The following is a 17,941-nucleotide window of genomic DNA, read 5'->3' as shown; positions in this document are numbered from 1 at the left end:
TTGGTTACACCATAAAAACCTTTTTAAGCCTCGGTTGCCGATCTATGCTCTTAAACAAGCATTTAAAATGCAACTTTAAAAAAGGAAGCGATTATGTTCTGTGTGCAGTGTGAACAAACCATTCGTACCCCGGCAGGCAACGGCTGCTCTTATGCCCAGGGCATGTGTGGTAAAACGGCGGAAACTTCGGACCTGCAGGATCTGCTGGTAGCAGCGTTACAAGGGCTGTCAGCCTGGGCGCTGCAGGCACGGGCTCTCGGGATCGTCGATCATGATATCGACAGTTTTGCCCCGCGCGCCTTCTTCTCCACCCTGACCAACGTCAACTTCGATTCTGACCGCATCATCGGTTATGCACGCGAAACTATCACCCTGCGCGAATCACTGGCGGCACGTTGCCGCCTGCTGGATGCCGGCGTAAGCGTCGATCATCCACTAGCCACGTTGCAGTTGGCCGGTGACGATATGCCTACTCTGCTGCAACAGGCGGCTCAGTTCGCTCTGAATACCGATAAAGCCGAGGTCGGCGACGACGTGCACGGCCTGCGCATGCTCTGCCTGTACGGCCTGAAAGGCGCGGCGGCCTATATGGAGCACGCCCACGTATTGGGTCAATATGACGACCAGATTTACGCCGACTATCACGCCTTTATGGCCTGGCTCGGCACCCAGCCGCGCGATGTGGATACCCTGCTCAACAACGCGATGGGCATCGGCAAGATGAACTTCAACGTGATGGCCATTCTCGATCACGGCGAGACACAGGCCTATGGCGATCCGCTGCCAAGCGCGGTTAACGTCCGTCCGGTGGCGGGTAAAGCCATTTTGATCTCCGGTCACGATCTGAAAGATCTGCGCATGTTGCTCGAGCAAACCGAAGGGCAGGACGTGAATGTCTATACCCACGGCGAAATGTTGCCGGCACACGGCTACCCGGAGCTGAAAAAATTCAAACATCTGGTGGGGAACTACGGCAGCGGCTGGCAGAACCAGCAGACCGAGTTTGCCAAATTCCCCGGTCCTATCGTGATGACCTCCAACTGCATTATCGATCCTAACGTCGGCAACTACGGCGATCGCATCTGGACGCGCAGCATCGTCGGCTGGCCGGGCGTCAACCATCTGGAAGGGGATGACTTCACCCAGGTGATCGCCCAGGCTCAAGGCATTAAGGGGTTCCCGTATACCGAAATCGAACATATGATCACCGTCGGCTTTGGCCGTCAGACGCTGCTCAACGCTGCCGATACGGTGATCGATTTGGTGGCGCAAAAGAAACTGCGTCACGTCTTCCTGGTGGGAGGCTGTGACGGCAGCCGCGATGAACGCAGCTATTTCACCGATTTTGCCCGCAGCGTCCCGCAAGACTGCCTGATCATGACGTTGGCCTGCGGCAAATACCGCTTCAACAAGCTGGATTTCGGCACCCTGGAAGGCTTGCCGCGCCTGCTGGATGTCGGCCAGTGCAACGACGCCTATTCTGCCATCATGCTGGCGGTCAAACTCGCCGATACGCTCGGTTGTACCGTCAACGAACTGCCACTCAGCCTGGTCCTGTCTTGGTTTGAGCAGAAAGCGATCGTCATCCTGCTGACGCTGCTGTCGTTAGGGGTGAAAAATATTGTCACCGGCCCGACGGCACCGGGTTTCCTGACCGAGAACCTGATGGCGATCCTCAACGACAAGTTCGGCATGCGTCCGATTACTACCGTTGAGCAGGACCTGCACGCCCTGCTTGGTTGATCCCGTTTTTTGGGGCCGCAGATGCCGGCCCCTTTGCTTTTGAGGTGCCCTATGACCCAACCCAGCCCACTTTGTCCTAACCGTATGCAGGTCCATTCGATCCGACAGGAAACCGCCGACGTCTGGACGTTAAACCTGATCTGCGACGTTTTTTACCCTTATCAAGCCGGCCAGTTTGCGCTGGTCAGCATTCGCAATAGCGAAGAGACGCTGCGCGCCTATACCTTGTCTTCTTCCCCCGGCCAAAGCCGTTTTCTCAGCATCAGCGTACGTTGCCTGCCGGACGGCATCGGCTCCCGTTGGCTGACGCGTGAGGTTAAACCCGGCAACACCCTGTGGCTGTCTGACGCCCAAGGCGAGTTCAGCTGTGAACAACACCCGGCCGACAGCTACCTGATGTTGGCTGCCGGCTGTGGCGTCACGCCAATCATCTCCATGTGTCGCTGGCTGGTGGCCAATCGTCCGGCCTGTGATGTCGCCGTAATCTTTAACGTACGTACCCCTGCCGATACCATTTTCGCCGAGCAGTGGCGCGAGCTTTGTGCCGCTCATCCGCAACTGAGGCTGACGCTGATGGCCGAACAAGATATCCAGCCAGGGTATCTCAGCGGGCGGATCAGTGCCGAAGTGCTGCGCCAGGTCGCGCCGGATATCACCGAACGCAGAGTGATGACCTGCGGTCCTGCGCCTTATATGACCCAGGCGGAGCAACTGTGCCTGCAGCTTGGCGTGCCGGCTTCCCGCTTTCACAAAGAACAGTTTCATACCCCGGCGGAAACCGATAGCGGGCAAGGTGCAACTTTAATGCTACGCTCCGCCCGGCCGTTGGGTGAATACCACGTCCCGGTAGGCAGCACGCTGCTGGCAGCGATGGAAGCCAACGCATTGCCGGTCAATGCGGCCTGTCGCGCCGGGGTATGCGGCTCGTGCAAAACGCGCATCCTCGAAGGCGACTACACCACCACCAGCAGCATGACGCTCACACCGGCTGAAATCGCCCAGGGCTATGTGCTGGCCTGCAGTTGCCAACTGCAGGGCGACGTTACCCTCGCCTGACGCTTACCGCCCCATCGCCAATGATGGGGCATTTATCGGCAAGCAGGCTTGGCACTCCCCTTCTACACTTTCCCGGTTGCGCGCTTTTATTACGTTCATCTGCTCAATAATCAATAAGCCATACCCGAGGAATTCAGACGATTGAAAATCAAGGGTATTTCTATCATGTTTGGGGGAAGTATGAAGCAAACCGTAGCCACGCTGATCGCCAAAACTCTGGAACAGGCCGGTGTGAAACGCATTTGGGGCGTCACCGGCGATTCACTTAACGGCCTCAGCGACAGCCTGCACCGTATGGGCACCATCGAATGGCTGGGTACGCGCCACGAAGAGGTCGCTGCCTTTGCCGCCGGTGCGGAAGCTCAGCTTACCGGCCAACTGGCGGTCTGCGCCGGATCTTGTGGGCCAGGTAACCTGCATCTGATCAACGGTCTGTTCGACTGTCACCGCAACCACGTACCGGTACTGGCCATTGCTGCCCATATTCCCTCCAGCGAGATTGGCAGCGGTTATTTCCAGGAAACTCACCCACAAGAACTGTTCCGCGAATGCAGCCACTACTGCGAGCTGGTTTCCAACCCGGAACAGCTGCCGCGGGTGCTGGAGATTGCCATGCGCAAAGCGATCCTCAATCGTGGGGTGTCGGTGATTGTGCTGCCGGGGGACGTGGCGCTGCGCATGGCACCGGAAGACGCCAGCATGGTGTGGCACACTCCGGCATTGCCGCTGGTGCAGCCGCCCATGAGCGAGTTGAACAAGCTGGCCGCAACCCTTAACAAAGCAAAAAATATTACGCTGATGTGCGGCAGCGGCTGTGCCGGTTCTCATGATGAAGTGGTCAAGCTGGCCGAACTGTTGCAGGCACCGGTGGTGCATGCTTTGCGCGGTAAGGAGCATATCGAGTGGGACAACCCCTATAGCGTCGGCATGACCGGTCTGATCGGTTTCTCTTCCGGCTATCACGCCATGATGAACGCCGATACCCTGGTGCTGCTCGGTACCCAGTTCCCGTACCGCGCCTTCTATCCTACCAACGCCAATATCATTCAGATCGACATCAACCCAGGCAGTATCGGGGCGCACTGCCCGGTCAATATGGCGCTGGTGGGCGACATCAACACCACCCTGACCGCCCTGCTGCCGCAGTTGGAACCCAAGAGCGACAGTGCCTTTCTCGACAAGGCCCTGGAGCACTACCGCAACGCGCGCAAAGATCTGGACGGCCTGGCCACCGCCAATGACGATCAGCCTATTCACCCGCAGTATCTGGCGCAACAACTCAGCCAGTACGCCAGCGACGACGCCATCTTCACCTGCGACGTCGGCACGCCGACGGTATGGGCGGCCCGCTATCTGAAAATGAACGGCAAGCGCCGCCTGCTCGGTTCGTTCAACCACGGTTCGATGGCCAACGCCATGCCGCAGGCGATTGGCGCACAGGCAACCGAACCGAACAAGCAGGTGATAGCCATGTGCGGCGACGGCGGTTTCACTATGCTGATGGGCGACTTCCTGTCGTTGGCCCAGCTAAAACTGCCGGTCAAGATTGTGATCTTCAACAACAGCGTTTTGGGCTTCGTGGCCATGGAAATGAAGGCCGGGGGCTACCTGACCGACGGCACTGACCTGCATAACCCTGACTTTGCGGCGATAGCCAATGCCGCCGGCATCAAGGGCATTCGCGTGGAGAAAGCGTCGGATCTGGACGGCGCACTGCAGGAAATGCTGGCGCACCCCGGCCCGGCATTGCTCGATGTCGTCACCGCCAAGCAGGAACTGGCGATGCCGCCGCAGATCAAATTCGAGCAGGCCAAGGGCTTTAGCCTGTATATGCTGCGGGCGATCATCAACGGCCGTGGCGACGAAGTGGTCGAACTGGCGAAAACCAACTGGTTGCGTTAATGACCCATCCCGGGAACAACGATCGCTGTTCCCGGTATTTTTTCTCTTTTGTCATCAGAAAATCTGGCTATGATGAAAACCGCATTCTCTTTCACATTAGCTATCCCCAATAGATTTCAAGTTGCAGCCAACAACGCTGCAGCTTGAAAGATCAATGGGATAAGGAATTTTTATGCTTATTGATCTACGCAGCGACACAGTAACCCGCCCCAGCGCCGCTATGCGTGAAGTCATGGCCCAGGCCGAAGTCGGTGATGACGTTTATGGCGATGACCCCACGGTCAACGCACTGGAGGCGGAAGCGGTTCGCCTGTCCGGTAAAGAGGCGGCGCTGTTCTTGCCAAGCGGCACCCAAGCAAACCTGGTAGCGCTGCTGAGCCATTGCCAGCGCGGTGACGAATACATCGTCGGCCAGCAGGCGCATAACTATAAATACGAAGCCGGCGGTGCCGCGGTACTGGGTAGCATCCAACCGCAGCCGATTGAAGCCAACCCGGACGGTACCCTGCCGCTGGACAAGGTTGCGGCGGCAATTAAACCCGATGATATCCACTTTGCCAGAACCCGTCTGCTGAGCCTGGAAAACACCATCAGCGGCCGCGTGTTACCGTTGGCGTACCTGCAACAGGCCTGGCAATTCAGCCGTGAACACAAGCTGGCACTGCATATCGACGGGGCGCGCATCTTCAACGCCGCAGTTGCGCTGAATGTGCCGCTGAAAGAGATCGTGCAGTATTGCGACACCTTCACCATTTGCCTGTCGAAAGGGCTGGGCGCACCGGTAGGCTCGTTGTTGTGCGGCAGCGAAGCCTTTATTCAGCAGGCGATACGCTGGCGCAAAATGACCGGCGGCGGCCTGCGTCAGGCCGGTATTCTGGCCGCCGCGGGACTCTATGCGCTGGAGCATAATGTCGAACGGTTGCGGGAAGATCACGATAACGCCAAGTGGCTGGAACAGCAGTTGCAAAACATTGGCGTGGAGATCGCCGAGCCGGGCGCGCAAACCAACGTACTGTACCTGCGTCAGTCCCCTGAATTGGCGGCAAAACTGGGCCCCTGGATGCGCGAGCGCGGCGTGCTGATCAGCAGCGGTCCGCTGACGCGTATTTTGACCCACCTCGACGTCAGCCGTCAGGATTTACAGCACGTGGTCGATTTGTGGCAACAATTCCTCAAGCAGCATGCCTGATGCATGCCTCAACGGGGCGCTAACACGCCCCGTGTTTTAGAGGATCCAGCGGCCGTAAACCCAATACCAGATCGCCAACGTTGCCACGACGTTCAACACCACGCTGAAGATAAACCAACTTTTGAACGGCTGTTTTTGGGTTTTGTGACGGAACAATTGCTGCGCAACGATCGCCCCAATCCAGCCACCCACCAGCCCGAACACCCATAGCGTGCTTTCAGGCACCCGACGCCACCCCTTGCGCGCGGCCAGTTTATCGACACCGTACACCAATAACGTCAGCAGGTTAGCCAACAGCCACCACATCCAAATCGGATGCAGGAAAAATAAACTGGCGATCAGCGCCAGACCTAACAGGGCATAACAAACGGCATTGAGTTTCATATTTTTTCGGCTTAGCACAGACAAACGGTGCGTAGTGTGACGCTGCCTTAAGGTGGATGCAATGCCCGCATAACCACACAAAAAGTGCATTTAAACCCTGAGTTTGGCATGCTGTCATCGACTTCCACTGCATAAGGCAGCGCTAATGACACCTCAACGCGTATTGGTTCTTGGAGCCAGCGGCTATATTGGCCAGAACCTGATCCCTCACCTGATCGAACAGGGACACGGCATTACCGCCGCCGCGCGCCGCCTTGAATGGCTTCAGGAGCAGCATTGGCCGCAGGTCAACTGCCAGTATGTGGATGTCTACCAACCAGAAACCCTGACCGCCGCGCTGTGGGAGATCGACGCCGTTTATTATCTGATCCACGGTATGGGCGACGGTGATGACTTTATCGAAAAAGAACGCCAGGCGGCGGAGAATCTGCGCGATGCGCTACGCAACGCCAGCGTAAAACAGGTCATTTTTCTCGGTGCGCTGCAACCGGAAGGCGAGAGTTCACCGCACCTGGTGGCACGCAAGCTGACCGGGGAGATCTTGCGCCAGAGCGGCGTACCGGTCACCGAACTGCGCGCCAGTATCATTGTCGGCCCCGGTTCGGCGGCCTTCGAAATTATGCGCGATATGGTCTACAACCTGCCGGTGCTAACCCCGCCGCGCTGGGTGCGTTCCAAATCTTCGCCGGTCGCGTTGGAAAATCTGCTGGTGTATCTGGCCGATCTGCTGGCGCACCCGGCGGAAGAAAACCGCATTTTTGACGTCGCCGGCCCGGAGTACATCAGTTATCAAACAATGTTTGAACGCTTCATTGCCATCAGCGGCAAAAAACGCTGGCTGATCCCCATACCCTTGCCCACCCGGTTTATCTCGGTATGGTTCATCAGCATGATCACCTCGGTGCCCACCTCGATCGCCAATGCGTTGATCCAGGGGTTGAACCACGATCTTCCCGCCGACGGTAAACCGCTACAGGCTCTGATCCCGCAGACGCTGCAAACCTTCGATCAGGCGGTGACAGCTACCCTGCGGCGCGAGGAAGAAGTGGTCGACTCCGCCGACTGGGGCTACGATCCGGAAGCACGAGCCCGCTGGCGACCAGGCTATGGCTTCTACCCGAAACAGGCGGGCTGTTCGCTGGAAACCCAGGCCTCCAGCCAGGCGCTGTGGCATACGGTGCAGCAACTGGGCGGGAAAGAGGGCTATTTTTACGCCAATATCCTGTGGAAAATCCGTGCCCGCATGGACGATATGATCGGCAATCGCGTGGTTTATGGCCGCCCCCAGCGTGAGACGTTGGCCATTGGCGACCTGGTCGATGGCTGGAAGGTCATCACCATTAAACCACTGCGGCAGTTGGCGTTGCTGTTCGGCATGAAAGCACCGGGGTTGGGCCGGCTGGTGTTCACCATCAAAGATCATGGCGACCACCGCACCCTGGATGTGCGTGCCTGGTGGCACCCTGCCGGTTTTAGCGGACTGCTGTATTGGTTCGCCATGATGCCCGCTCACCTGTTCATTTTTCGCGGTATGGCGCGCCGTATCGCCAGGCTGGCCGAAGAGAACCCGCGCAATATGTCCTGACCATCGCTTATTTGTCGATCAACCGCACAGTTTACTGCTGCGGTTAGGGCCTTTCCGATTGCATAGCGCACGAAATAACGGAAGAATGGCATCTTATTTGCTGGAACGCCGCTGAAGGCCGTCAGCATTCTGATTTTTGGTGAGAATAGAGTTCGTTATGAAGGTATTGGTCACCGGTGCAACCAGTGGGTTAGGCCGTAACGCCGTTGAATATCTCCGCCGCCAGGGCATTAAAGTGCGTGCCACCGGCCGCAACCAGGCCATGGGCAGTCTGCTGGAAAAAATGGGCGCGGAATTCATTCATGCCGATCTCACCAACCTGATCTCATCGCAGGCCAAAGCCATGCTGGCCGACGTGGACGTGCTGTGGCACTGTTCCAGCTTCACCTCGCCATGGGGCACCGAAGAAGCCTTCGAACTGGCCAACGTGCGTGCTACCCGTCGCTTGGGCGAGTGGGCAGCGGCCTACGGCGTTTCACAGTTTATCCATATCTCTTCGCCGGCGATCTACTTCGATTACCATCACCATCGCAACATTACCGAAGACTTCCGCCCCGCGCGCTATGCCAACGAGTTTGCGCGCAGCAAAGCCGCCGGTGAACAGGTGATCCAGCAGTTGGCGATGTCCAACCCGCAAACCCACTTCACCATCCTGCGTCCTCAGGGGTTGTTCGGGCCGCATGACAAAGTGATGCTGCCGCGCCTGTTGCAGATGATCAAACGCTACGGCAACCTGCTGCTGCCACGCGGCGGCGCGGCTCTGGTAGACATGACCTATCTGGAAAACGCGGTGCACGCCATGTGGCTGGCCACCCAGAAAGAAAATACCCCGTCCGGCCGCGCTTATAACATCACCAATCAGCAGCCACGTCAGTTGCACAGCGTGGTGCAGCAGTTAATTGACGAGTTGGGGATGAAGTGCCGGATCCGCTCTGTGCCCTATCCCATGCTCGATATGATGGCGCGCGGCATGGAGAAACTCGGCAGCAAAAGCGAGAAAGAGCCGGTACTGACCCACTATGGGGTCGCCAAGCTCAATTTTGATCTGACGCTGGACACCACTCGTGCCCAGCAGGAGTTGGATTACCGGCCGATAGTTTCGCTCGATGAAGGCATTTCCCGCACCGCTCGCTGGCTAAAAGAACACGGTAAACTGCACGGCCTTTAATTAGCGAGCTGCCCCGTACTTCAACAGCAAGGCATCAACGATCGCCTCCGTCTCCGCATCCGGCTCACCGCGATAATCGCTGGGCCGGAAATGCATCTGAAACGCCGCCAGCACGTTCTTCTGCTGCCTGACATCCCACCGAGCGTCAATACCATAACCGTAACGCGCCAGCTTTTCGATCAAGGGGGCCAGGGGCACGGCCGCCTGCTTGTCGCGGCCGGCCAGTAGCTTCTGCACCTGCTGCTCGTCCGGCCAGGCGCCAATACCGGCCTGCGCCAGTTGCCGCCAGGGGAATAACGGGCCCGGGTCCTGTTTGCGTTGGGGCGCTATATCGCTGTGCCCCACTACGTCTGTCGGCTGAATGCCATAGCGTTGGATGATATCGCGGCTCAGCGGGATCAACAGGGCTATTTGCTGTGGCGTATAGGGCTGCCAATGGGTAAACAACAGGGTGCGGTTGAACCCGCGATTGACTATTTCAATCCCTATCGAGGTATCGTTCAGGTTGGTTCTGCCGCGCCAGGTGCTGGCCCCGGCATGCCATGCGCGCAGGGCTTCAGGCACCAGTTGAAACGCCACCGGTTTACCCTGTACCAACGGTGGGTGTGCGGGCAGCAGATAGTGCGCGCTGACGTGTTCATCCGTCAGGGTTTTAAGCGAGGAATGGAAATCTTCTGCGGTGTAATGCATCACCAGAAAACGAATGCGCTGGTCTGCTCCCTGCGCCTGATGCAGGGTTTCCAACTGATAGTCGCCCCGGTCTATGGTGGTGCTTTGCGGTGCGCTTTGGCAGCCGGCAAGCAATGCGGCAGCAAATATCCCTGGCCAAATTTTCACGAATCCCTCCTGCCGTCGAGCGGCTCAAATTTGTAACTCAAATTGATTAATCTGTATCCAATAATCAAGTTAATCAATAAATGATGACAGAGAGGCCAGATATGCAAGTGAGTGTTGCGCCGCGCTGGCGGACTCCATGGCAGATGATAGCTTCATAGTATTACCTGCGCTGATAAAAGTGAGTCGCTCATGTTCAAGCTCAACCCTGTCGCCTGGCTGATCTGCATCGCCATGCTGCCGCTCAGCGGCTGTGACCAAAAAACGGTGGCCAATACCATGGGGGGAAGCGCGCCTGCTGTGGCCACGCCCGCGGCAGCATCAACCTATACGCCACTGAGTGCCGATCAATTGTATCAACTGGTCAGCCCGGTGGCGCTTTTTCCTGACAAACTGTTGGCGCAGGTGCTGGCCGGTGCGGGTTATCCCGATCAAATCAGCGCGGTGGATAACTGGCTGGCGCAAAACAGGGGGCTGCAACCGGCCGCGCTCACCGCAGCCGCTGGCGCTCAACCCTGGGACCCCAGCGTGCGCGGTTTGGTACAATTTCCTGACGTGCTGGATCAGATGGCTAAAAATATTCCCTGGACCACCGCGCTGGGCAGCGCTTATCTCAACGACCCTACCGACGTGATGAACGCCATTCAGGTCATGCGCCAACGTGCCGCCGCCAAAGGCACGCTGAAAACGTCGCCGCAACAAAGGGTGGTCATCACGCCTGCAACCCGTTACGTTGAACCGCAACCCTATCCGCAAAGCGTCGTGGTTGCGCCGGCGCAAACCATTGTCATCGAGCCCAGCCAACCGGATGTGGTTTACGTGCCGCGTTACGATCCCTGGGTGGCCTATGGCGAACCTGTCCCGGCCTACCCGAGCTATCACTATCAGAGTGCCTCAGGCTATAGCAGTGGCGATATGCTGGCGGCAGGCGTGATCAGTTTTGGCGTGGGCGTCGCGGTCGGGGCATTGATCAATCAGCATCATGACAACTGGCATAGCTGGGACGTGCGCTGGAACGATCGGCGTCAACCGGTGGTCTATAACAATGCGCCTTATATCTCGCACTCCACCACGGTGATTAACCGTGTCACCAATATCAACCAATACAATAATGTGAATCGCAGCACCACGGTGAATAACTATCACAATGCGCCAGTCAATCAGGTGCCGCATTTTGCCGCACCAACGCCTTATGCAGCCCCTAAGGTTGCCAACCTGCAACAGCCACATTTTACGCCGCCCGTCGCAGCCAATGAACGCCAGCCGATGACGGCGCCGAACTTTGCCCATGCAGCTACGCCAGCGCCCCATGCGATGACACCGGTCGCCCATGTTCAGCAGCCAATGACCCTGCCGAGTTTCGCTCATTCAACACCGGCAGCCGTGCGCCCGCACCCAGCGACAGTCACGGCCCCCGTTCATCAGGCCGAGATGCGACCGGCTCGTACGCCTGAACAACATCTACCGACACCTGTCAGCGTACAGCAAAGGGCGCAGTTGCCGGCCGTTGAACCTGTCGAACACGTCGCGCCCAAGGCTAACGTTATTCGCCCACAGCCGGTTCAACCACGGCCAAATGCCATGATGTCACATAGCGCACCAACGCCGTTCCATCAGCCACAGATTCAACAGGCACAGCATCACCCTGCCCCAGCGGCCAAACCGCAGGAACATCGCCCGCTAAAAGTGGAAGAACACAAAGTAGGATAAACGAATGCCCCCGGCCTTGGCCGGGGGCAAAGAAAGGATTAGCGGCTGACTTTCACCGCGGTACCGCTGACGGTCACCATTAACATGCTGCTGTCTTTACCCACGGTTTCGTAATCGATATCAATGCCGACCACCGCATTGGCGCCCAATTCTTTCGCTTGCTCCTCCAATTCCCGGAAGGCAATCAGGCGCGCTTTACGCAGCTCTTTCTCATAAGCGCCCGAACGGCCGCCCACGATGTCGCGCACGCCGGCAAAAAAATCGCGGAAAATATTCGCGCCCAAAATGGCCTCGCCGGTGACAACGCCGCAGTACTCGGTAATAGTAAACCCTTCCAGGGTCGGGGTAGTGGAAAGCTGCATGAAAACTCCTTGCTTGATTGATTCATCGCACTTATCTGACCATTGATTTGGCATTATGTTCTGTATTGAAATGGCACGCAGTACGAATGCAAGGCCAGAAATCGCATTTATACTGTAGGCTAATGGTCTTCATGGTAGAGACTTTCACATAAGGTAATGAGATGAAAACAAAAACGATTGCGGCTGTTTTGCCCTTAGCGCTGTTACTGAGTGCCTGCACCACCGTCGAACCGGCATTCAAGGATATCGGCTCCCGTACCGGCGGTTGTGTGGAAGGCGGCCCGGATACGGTCGCACAGAAATTTTACGATCTACGCCTGCAACAGGGCGCCGCTACCACCCTGCCCGACAGCAACCGTCTGGCGCAGTTGCAACCTTACCTGAGTAAAGTGCTGTATCAGGATCTGGTGACCGCCAACCAGAACCCGGGCAAACATCAGGTCACTGGCGATCTGTTTACCGGCAACGCGCAGGGACCGACCAGCGCCACCGTCGCCAGCGCTTCTACCATCCCGAATACCGACGCAAAAAATATTCCATTGCGCGTACAGCTCAGCTACCAGAAGGACGGCGGCAGCGCGGTCAACTGGCAGGATGAGGTGCTGATGGTGCGTGAAGGCACCTGTTGGGTGGTGGATGATATCCGCTATCTGAACGTGCCGCCGCATGCCGCCAGCGGGACGCTGCGTCAGGTATTGGAAAACCAGTAAGCTCACACGCCCCACCGTCATCTGCTTGATGCCGGTGGGTAAAAAAATGCCTTGATTCCGCTCAACATTCGTTCACTTTGAGAATTTTCGCTACATACCTCACAGCGTGCACGACAAATCCCCCCTTCGAACCTGACTCGCGGTATCTTGTGCTATTCTTTTACTATCCTGCCGCGCAGTAATAAATTTTAACGCACAAAGATTGCATAAGTATTCTGTGGAAGTTAACATTCGCGGCATCAATATCTATTCAATTCTGGCGCATGAGCATTCAACTTAACGGTATCAACTGCTATTACGGCGCACATCAGGCGCTGTTTGACATCACGCTGGATTGCCCAGCAGGGGAAACTTTAGTGCTGCTGGGTCCAAGCGGCGCGGGGAAAAGTTCATTGCTGCGGGTGTTGAACCTGCTGGAAATGCCGCGCTCGGGTCAGTTGCAGATCGCCGGCAATCAATTCGACTTCAAGCAGGCCCCTGGCGAGAAAGCCATTCGTGAGCTGCGTCAGAACGTCGGCATGGTATTCCAACAATATAATCTCTGGCCTCACCTTACCGTGGTGCAAAACCTGATCGAAGCGCCGTGTCGCGTGCTTGGCCTGACCAAGGCTCAGGCGATGGAGCGTGCCGACAAGTTGCTGAAGCGTTTGCGCCTGACCGATTTTGCCGACCGTTTCCCGCTGCACCTTTCCGGCGGCCAGCAGCAACGCGTGGCCATTGCCCGTGCGCTGATGATGGAGCCGCAGGTGCTGCTGTTCGACGAACCGACCGCCGCGCTGGATCCTGAAATCACCGCCCAAATCGTCAGCATCATTCGCGAGCTGGCCGGCACCGGGATCACCCAGGTGATCGTCACCCACGAAGTGGAAGTGGCGCGCAAAACCGCCAGCCGCGTGGTCTACATGGAAAACGGCCACGTAGTGGAACAAGGCGATGCCAGCCACTTTGCGCAGCCGCAGACCACCGAGTTTGCCAATTACTTATCACACTAACAATTTTACTTGCTGTAATTTGGGGAGTTTGCGATGAAAAAACTAATAATCGCCGCCGTTCTGGCTGGCATCAGCGTTTCCGCCTCTGCAGCCGAAACGATCCGTTTCGCTACCGAAGCTTCTTATCCTCCGTTTGAATTTATTGACGCCGGCAACAAGATCCAGGGGTTTGACGTCGATCTGGCCAATGCCCTGTGTAAAGAGATGCAGGCCGAGTGCAGCTTCACCAATCAGGCTTTTGACAGCCTGATCCCAAGCCTGAAGTTCAAGCGTTTTGACGCGGTCATGGCCGGTATGGACATCACGCCTGAACGTGAAAAACAGGTGCTGTTTACCAAACCGTATTACGACAACTCCGCGCTGTTTGTCGCCCAGAAGGGCAAAGTTGCCGACGTAGCGGCGCTGAAAGGCAAAAAAGTGGGCGTGCAGAACGGTACGACACACCAGAAATACCTGACCGATAAGCACCCTGAAATCACCACCGTGCCTTACGACAGCTATCAGAACGCCATTTTGGATCTGAAGAATGGTCGCGTTGACGCGGTATTTGGTGACACCGCAGTGGTCAACGAATGGCTGAAACAGAATGCCGCTCTGGCCGCGGTAGGCGATAAGGTGACCGACAAAGACTACTTCGGTACCGGGCTGGGCATTGCCGTTCGTCAGAAAAATACCGATCTGCAGGGCAAGTTCAATGCCGCCCTCGACAAGATCAAACAGGATGGGACTTACGAAACCATCTACAAAAAATGGTTCCAGCAGTAATCTATCCCCATGAATGAAATTCAACCTCTAGCAAGCGCCGCCGGGATGACCGTCGGCCTTGCCGTTTGTGCCCTTATCCTCGGGTTGATCCTGGCGATGCTGTTTGCCGTCTGGGAGTCATCGCGCTGGAAAGTGGTCAGTTGGCTAGGCACCGCCTGGGTTACGCTGTTGCGCGGCCTGCCGGAAATTCTGGTGGTGCTGTTCATCTATTTCGGCTCATCGCAGCTGCTGTTGATGCTGTCCGACGGCTTCACCCTGAACTTTGGCCTGTTCCAGCTGCCCGTCCAGCTGGCGATTGATAATTTTGAAGTCAGCCCGTTCCTGTGTGGCGTAATTGCCCTCGCCCTGCTCTATTCCGCCTATGCGTCACAAACATTGCGCGGGGCGCTCAAAGCGGTGCCACAGGGGCAATGGGAATCCGGCCAGGCACTGGGGATGAGTACCGCAGCGATTTTCTTTCGCCTGATCATGCCGCAGATGTGGCGCCACGCCCTGCCAGGGCTAGGCAACCAGTGGCTGGTTTTACTGAAGGATACCGCGCTGGTGTCGCTGATCAGCGTTAACGATCTGATGCTGCAGACCAAGAGCATCGCCACTCGCACCCAGGAGCCTTTTACCTGGTATGTGATCGCGGCGGCCATCTATTTGGTGGTGACCCTGTTTAGCCAGTACATCATCAAACGCATTGAACTGCGCACCACGCGTTTTGAGCGGGGGCCAGCCTGATGTTTGAGTTCTTGCCGGAAATTATCAAAGGGCTGCACACCAGTCTGACGCTGACCGTTACCGCGCTGATCGTGGCACTGCTGCTGTCATTGGTGCTGACGGTGATCCTGACGCTGAAAACGCCGATCCTGACGCCGCTGGTGAAAATCTATATCACCCTGTTCACCGGTACGCCGCTGCTGGTGCAGATCTTCCTGATCTACTACGGCCCCGGCCAGTTCCCGGCGATCCGCGAATATCCGTGGTTGTGGGATCTGCTGTCGCAGCCGTGGCTGTGTGCGATGATCGCATTGGCGCTGAACAGCGCGGCCTACACTACCCAGCTGTTTTACGGTGCGGTGCGGGCGATCCCCGCCGGTCAGTGGCAATCTTGCGAAGCGCTTGGCATGTCGCGTGCCCAGTCGTTGCGTATCCTGCTGCCCTTTGCCTTCAAGCGCGCACTGTCGTCTTACTCCAATGAAGTGGTGTTGGTGTTCAAGAGCACCTCGCTGGCCTACACCATTACCCTGATGGAAGTGATGGGATACAGCCAACTGATGTATGGCCGTACCTATGACGTGATGGTGTTTGGTGCTGCCGGGTTGGTCTATCTGTGCGTCAACGGCCTGCTGACGTTGTTGATGCGCATGGTCGAGCGTCGGGCGTTGGCATTCGAGCGCCGCAACTGAGCCCGCTCCCTCAGGTCTCGGAGCCCTGCCATCGTGCAGGGCTTTTTTATTTTCGTCGTAATTTTTTAATCATTTATATTGCATATTAATGCATTAAATGTCAGGGTAAACGTCGATAAACAGCCGCCAAAACCTTTGGGTTATTGTCAGTAAAATCAAGCGGTGAAGAGATAAAAACACGCAGACTTGCAGACAGGAGCTTTACGCATGAAAAAACTATTACTTGCCGCTACGGTATTGGCGGGCATCGCCTTCAACGCCAGTGCAGCTGAGACCATTCGCTTCGCCTCTTCCGCCACCTATCCCCCCTTCGAATCGCTGGATGCCAGCAACAAGATTGTCGGGTTTGATATCGATCTGGCTACCGCGCTGTGCAAGCAAATGAAAGCCGAATGCACCTTTACCAATCAGGCGTTCGACAGCCTGATCGCCGCCCTGAAATTCAAAAAATACGACGCGGTGATTTCCGGTATGGACATCACGCCAGAGCGCAGCAAGCAGGTTTCCTTTACCCAACCTTACTACGCCAACTCGGCGATCGTCATCGCGCAGAAAGGCAAATTCAGCTCGCTGGCGGATCTGAAAGGCAAAAAGATCGGCATGGAGAACGGCACCACCCATCAAAAATACATGCAGGATAAGCACCCAGAGATTAACACCGTCTCTTATGACAGCTACCAGAACGCCATTCTCGAACTGAAAAATGGCCGTATTGACGGCGTGTTCGGTGATACCGCGGTAGTCAACGAGTGGCTGAAGAATAACCCGCAATTGGCGCCGGTCGGCGAGCACGTTACCGATGCCCAATACTTCGGCACCGGCCTGGGCATTGCTGTGCGTCCGGACAACCAGGCGCTGCTGGCCAAGCTGAATGCCGCTCTGGACGCCATCAAGGCCGACGGCACCTACAAAGCCATCAACGACAAGTGGTTCCCGCAGTAAGTCTCTCCAGGGCGTGGTATGCACGCCCTATTTCAAACTGTATCCTTATTGCCCAAAACGCCTTTAGTGGCGCACCAGCAGAGTCAGCACTTCGTAGTGGGCGGTATGAGGGAACATATCGAACAGTTGCACGCGTTCAATGCGGTAATCCGGCAACATCCCAATGTCTTTCGCCATCGTCTCGGCGTTACAACTCGAATAGAGAATATAGCCGGGCGCCATCTGATTCAGATAGTCGCACAAATCCTTGCCGATGCCGCGCCGTGGCGGATTGACCAGCACTAATTGGGGGACGCTACCCTCAGCGGTGGCAAATTTCGTGGAATCCAGCGCCTGGAAGTTAACCTGTTGCAGACCGAGCGTTTTCGCTGACTGACGCGCACAGGCAATCGCCTCGGCGCTGATCTCAATACCGGTCAGGCGGGTATCCGTCTGCGCACAGTGCAGGCCAAATCCTCCCACACCGCAGAACAGGTCCCACATGCTTTCAATACCCAATGCACGAACCCAGTCACGAGCGGTAGCGTACAGTTCAGCCGCCACCTTTGGGTTGGTCTGGAAAAAACTTTGTGGGCGGATATACAACGGCACCTGATTAAATTGCTCTTCCAGCGCCTGCTGTTCGGTCAGTGGGATCTCCAGCTCTCCTTCCATAATCGCCATATGCACCGGCTGAATATTGGCGGAGATCACCCTGAGTTGTGGCAATTGCTGCTGTAACCAGGGCAACGCCGCCCGCAGCTGTGCCAATTTCCCCTCTGAACGCAGTACAAAGCGCAGCATCACGCCGCCGCTGTGGGTGCTTTCGGTCAACAGCAGGTACTTCAGTTCCCCGCGCTTACGCGCCACGTTATAGGGCGTCAAACCGGCGCGGGCGATAAAACTTTTCAACACCGCGAACATGGGCGCAAAACTGGCGGGATACAGTGGACAGCCACTCAGATCAACCGGTGTGCCATCGCGGTGCAGCATGCCGAGCAACGGGCGCTCTACGCTGCCGCTGACCACCATTTTGGCCTTATTGCGAAATGCGCTCTGCTCGCCGGCAATCGGCGCCAGCCAATGCGCGACGTCGCGTTCGGCCAGCAGGGATTGCAGGTGATGCTGTTTGTCTGCCAGCTGCTGCGGGTAAGGCTTTTCCAGCCACTGACAAGAACGGCAGGTGCCCGCCGTATACAAAGCGCAATGCATTAAGTTGACTCTGA

The 17,941-nt window shown here is 56.8% G+C and carries 17 protein-coding genes; 13 read left to right on the top strand and 4 right to left on the bottom strand.

Features of this window, described 5'->3' with window-relative positions:
* Positions 1–93: 93 nt before the first annotated feature.
* The 4 genes from hcp to ltaE all read left to right on the top strand — a co-directional run bounded on the left by hcp (position 94) and on the right by ltaE (position 5,890).
* Positions 94–1,743, top strand: coding sequence for a hydroxylamine reductase (gene hcp, locus AC1RKG_RS05880; protein WP_493182347.1), 1,650 nt, complete (start codon positions 94–96; stop codon positions 1,741–1,743).
* Positions 1,744–1,794: 51 nt separating this feature from the next.
* Positions 1,795–2,799 (top strand): NADH oxidoreductase, encoded by a 1,005-nt coding sequence (hcr, locus tag AC1RKG_RS05875; RefSeq protein WP_116690830.1) that lies wholly within the window; start codon positions 1,795–1,797, stop codon positions 2,797–2,799.
* A 180-nt stretch (positions 2,800–2,979) separates the two neighbouring features.
* Positions 2,980–4,701 carry a ubiquinone-dependent pyruvate dehydrogenase gene (gene poxB / locus AC1RKG_RS05870; RefSeq protein ID WP_020826097.1) on the top strand — a complete coding sequence of 574 codons (1,722 nt, stop codon included), beginning with the start codon at positions 2,980–2,982 and terminating at the stop codon, positions 4,699–4,701.
* A 172-nt stretch (positions 4,702–4,873) separates the two neighbouring features.
* Positions 4,874–5,890 carry a low-specificity L-threonine aldolase gene (ltaE, locus tag AC1RKG_RS05865; protein ID WP_493182346.1) on the top strand — a complete coding sequence of 339 codons (1,017 nt, stop codon included), beginning with the start codon at positions 4,874–4,876 and terminating at the stop codon, positions 5,888–5,890.
* A gap of 36 nt (positions 5,891–5,926) precedes the next feature.
* On the opposite strand, the gene AC1RKG_RS05860 is transcribed toward ltaE, so the two are convergent.
* Positions 5,927–6,274: a DUF1294 domain-containing protein gene (locus AC1RKG_RS05860; protein WP_122078084.1), complete on the bottom strand. Its 348-nt coding sequence runs from the start codon at positions 6,272–6,274 to the stop codon at positions 5,927–5,929.
* A gap of 145 nt (positions 6,275–6,419) precedes the next feature.
* On the opposite strand from AC1RKG_RS05860, the gene AC1RKG_RS05855 reads away from it, so the two are divergent.
* Both AC1RKG_RS05855 and AC1RKG_RS05850 read left to right on the top strand, forming a co-directional pair.
* The gene (locus AC1RKG_RS05855) at positions 6,420–7,859 is read left to right on the top strand and encodes a DUF2867 domain-containing protein (RefSeq protein ID WP_493182345.1); all 1,440 of its coding nucleotides are present in this window, start codon (positions 6,420–6,422) and stop codon (positions 7,857–7,859) included.
* A gap of 157 nt (positions 7,860–8,016) precedes the next feature.
* Complete coding sequence (locus AC1RKG_RS05850; RefSeq protein ID WP_020826093.1) at positions 8,017–9,027, top strand: 3-beta-hydroxysteroid dehydrogenase; 1,011 nt, start codon at positions 8,017–8,019, stop codon at positions 9,025–9,027.
* Here the strand turns inward: AC1RKG_RS05850 and AC1RKG_RS05845 are convergent, their stop codons facing one another.
* A complete protein-coding gene (locus AC1RKG_RS05845; protein WP_046374018.1) occupies positions 9,028–9,864 on the bottom strand; it encodes an N-acetylmuramoyl-L-alanine amidase in 837 nt (278 codons plus the stop codon).
* A gap of 189 nt (positions 9,865–10,053) precedes the next feature.
* Here AC1RKG_RS05845 and AC1RKG_RS05840 point away from each other — a divergent pair, with 189 nt between their 5' ends.
* The gene (locus AC1RKG_RS05840) at positions 10,054–11,571 is read left to right on the top strand and encodes a DUF3300 domain-containing protein (RefSeq protein WP_493182343.1); all 1,518 of its coding nucleotides are present in this window, start codon (positions 10,054–10,056) and stop codon (positions 11,569–11,571) included.
* 38 nt (positions 11,572–11,609) lie between these two features.
* On the opposite strand, the gene AC1RKG_RS05835 is transcribed toward AC1RKG_RS05840, so the two are convergent.
* Entirely contained in the window at positions 11,610–11,933 is a 324-nt protein-coding gene (locus AC1RKG_RS05835; protein ID WP_020826090.1) for a heavy metal-binding domain-containing protein, read from the bottom strand.
* A gap of 161 nt (positions 11,934–12,094) precedes the next feature.
* Between AC1RKG_RS05835 and AC1RKG_RS05830 the strand changes: the two genes are divergently transcribed.
* From AC1RKG_RS05830 to artJ (AC1RKG_RS05805), 6 genes are all read left to right on the top strand, one after another.
* Positions 12,095–12,643, top strand: a complete 549-nt coding sequence (locus AC1RKG_RS05830; RefSeq protein ID WP_020826089.1) for a lipoprotein — start codon at positions 12,095–12,097, stop codon at positions 12,641–12,643.
* Positions 12,644–12,906: 263 nt separating this feature from the next.
* Positions 12,907–13,635, top strand: coding sequence for an arginine ABC transporter ATP-binding protein ArtP (gene artP, locus AC1RKG_RS05825; protein WP_020826088.1), 729 nt, complete (start codon positions 12,907–12,909; stop codon positions 13,633–13,635).
* Between the two features lie 33 nt (positions 13,636–13,668).
* Entirely contained in the window at positions 13,669–14,400 is a 732-nt protein-coding gene (gene artJ / locus AC1RKG_RS05820; protein WP_020826087.1) for an arginine ABC transporter substrate-binding protein, read from the top strand.
* 9 nt (positions 14,401–14,409) lie between these two features.
* A complete protein-coding gene (artQ, locus tag AC1RKG_RS05815) occupies positions 14,410–15,126 on the top strand; it encodes an arginine ABC transporter permease ArtQ (protein ID WP_041414381.1) in 717 nt (238 codons plus the stop codon).
* Positions 15,126–15,794, top strand: a complete 669-nt coding sequence (gene artM, locus AC1RKG_RS05810; protein WP_129940212.1) for an arginine ABC transporter permease ArtM — start codon at positions 15,126–15,128, stop codon at positions 15,792–15,794. The genes artQ and artM overlap by 1 nt, the downstream gene beginning before the upstream one ends.
* A 207-nt stretch (positions 15,795–16,001) precedes the next feature.
* Positions 16,002–16,736: an arginine ABC transporter substrate-binding protein gene (gene artJ / locus AC1RKG_RS05805; protein ID WP_115059312.1), complete on the top strand. Its 735-nt coding sequence runs from the start codon at positions 16,002–16,004 to the stop codon at positions 16,734–16,736.
* 63 nt (positions 16,737–16,799) lie between these two features.
* Here the strand turns inward: artJ (AC1RKG_RS05805) and rlmC are convergent, their stop codons facing one another.
* Positions 16,800–17,927, bottom strand: a complete 1,128-nt coding sequence (gene rlmC, locus AC1RKG_RS05800) for a 23S rRNA (uracil(747)-C(5))-methyltransferase RlmC (protein ID WP_493182341.1) — start codon at positions 17,925–17,927, stop codon at positions 16,800–16,802.
* Positions 17,928–17,941: the final 14 nt, after the last annotated feature.

Source organism: Serratia sp. GW822-FHT06D09 (assembly GCF_058799515.1).
The sequence above is the reverse complement of the archived record's forward strand: the minus strand, read 5'-3'. Positions and strand labels throughout refer to the sequence as shown.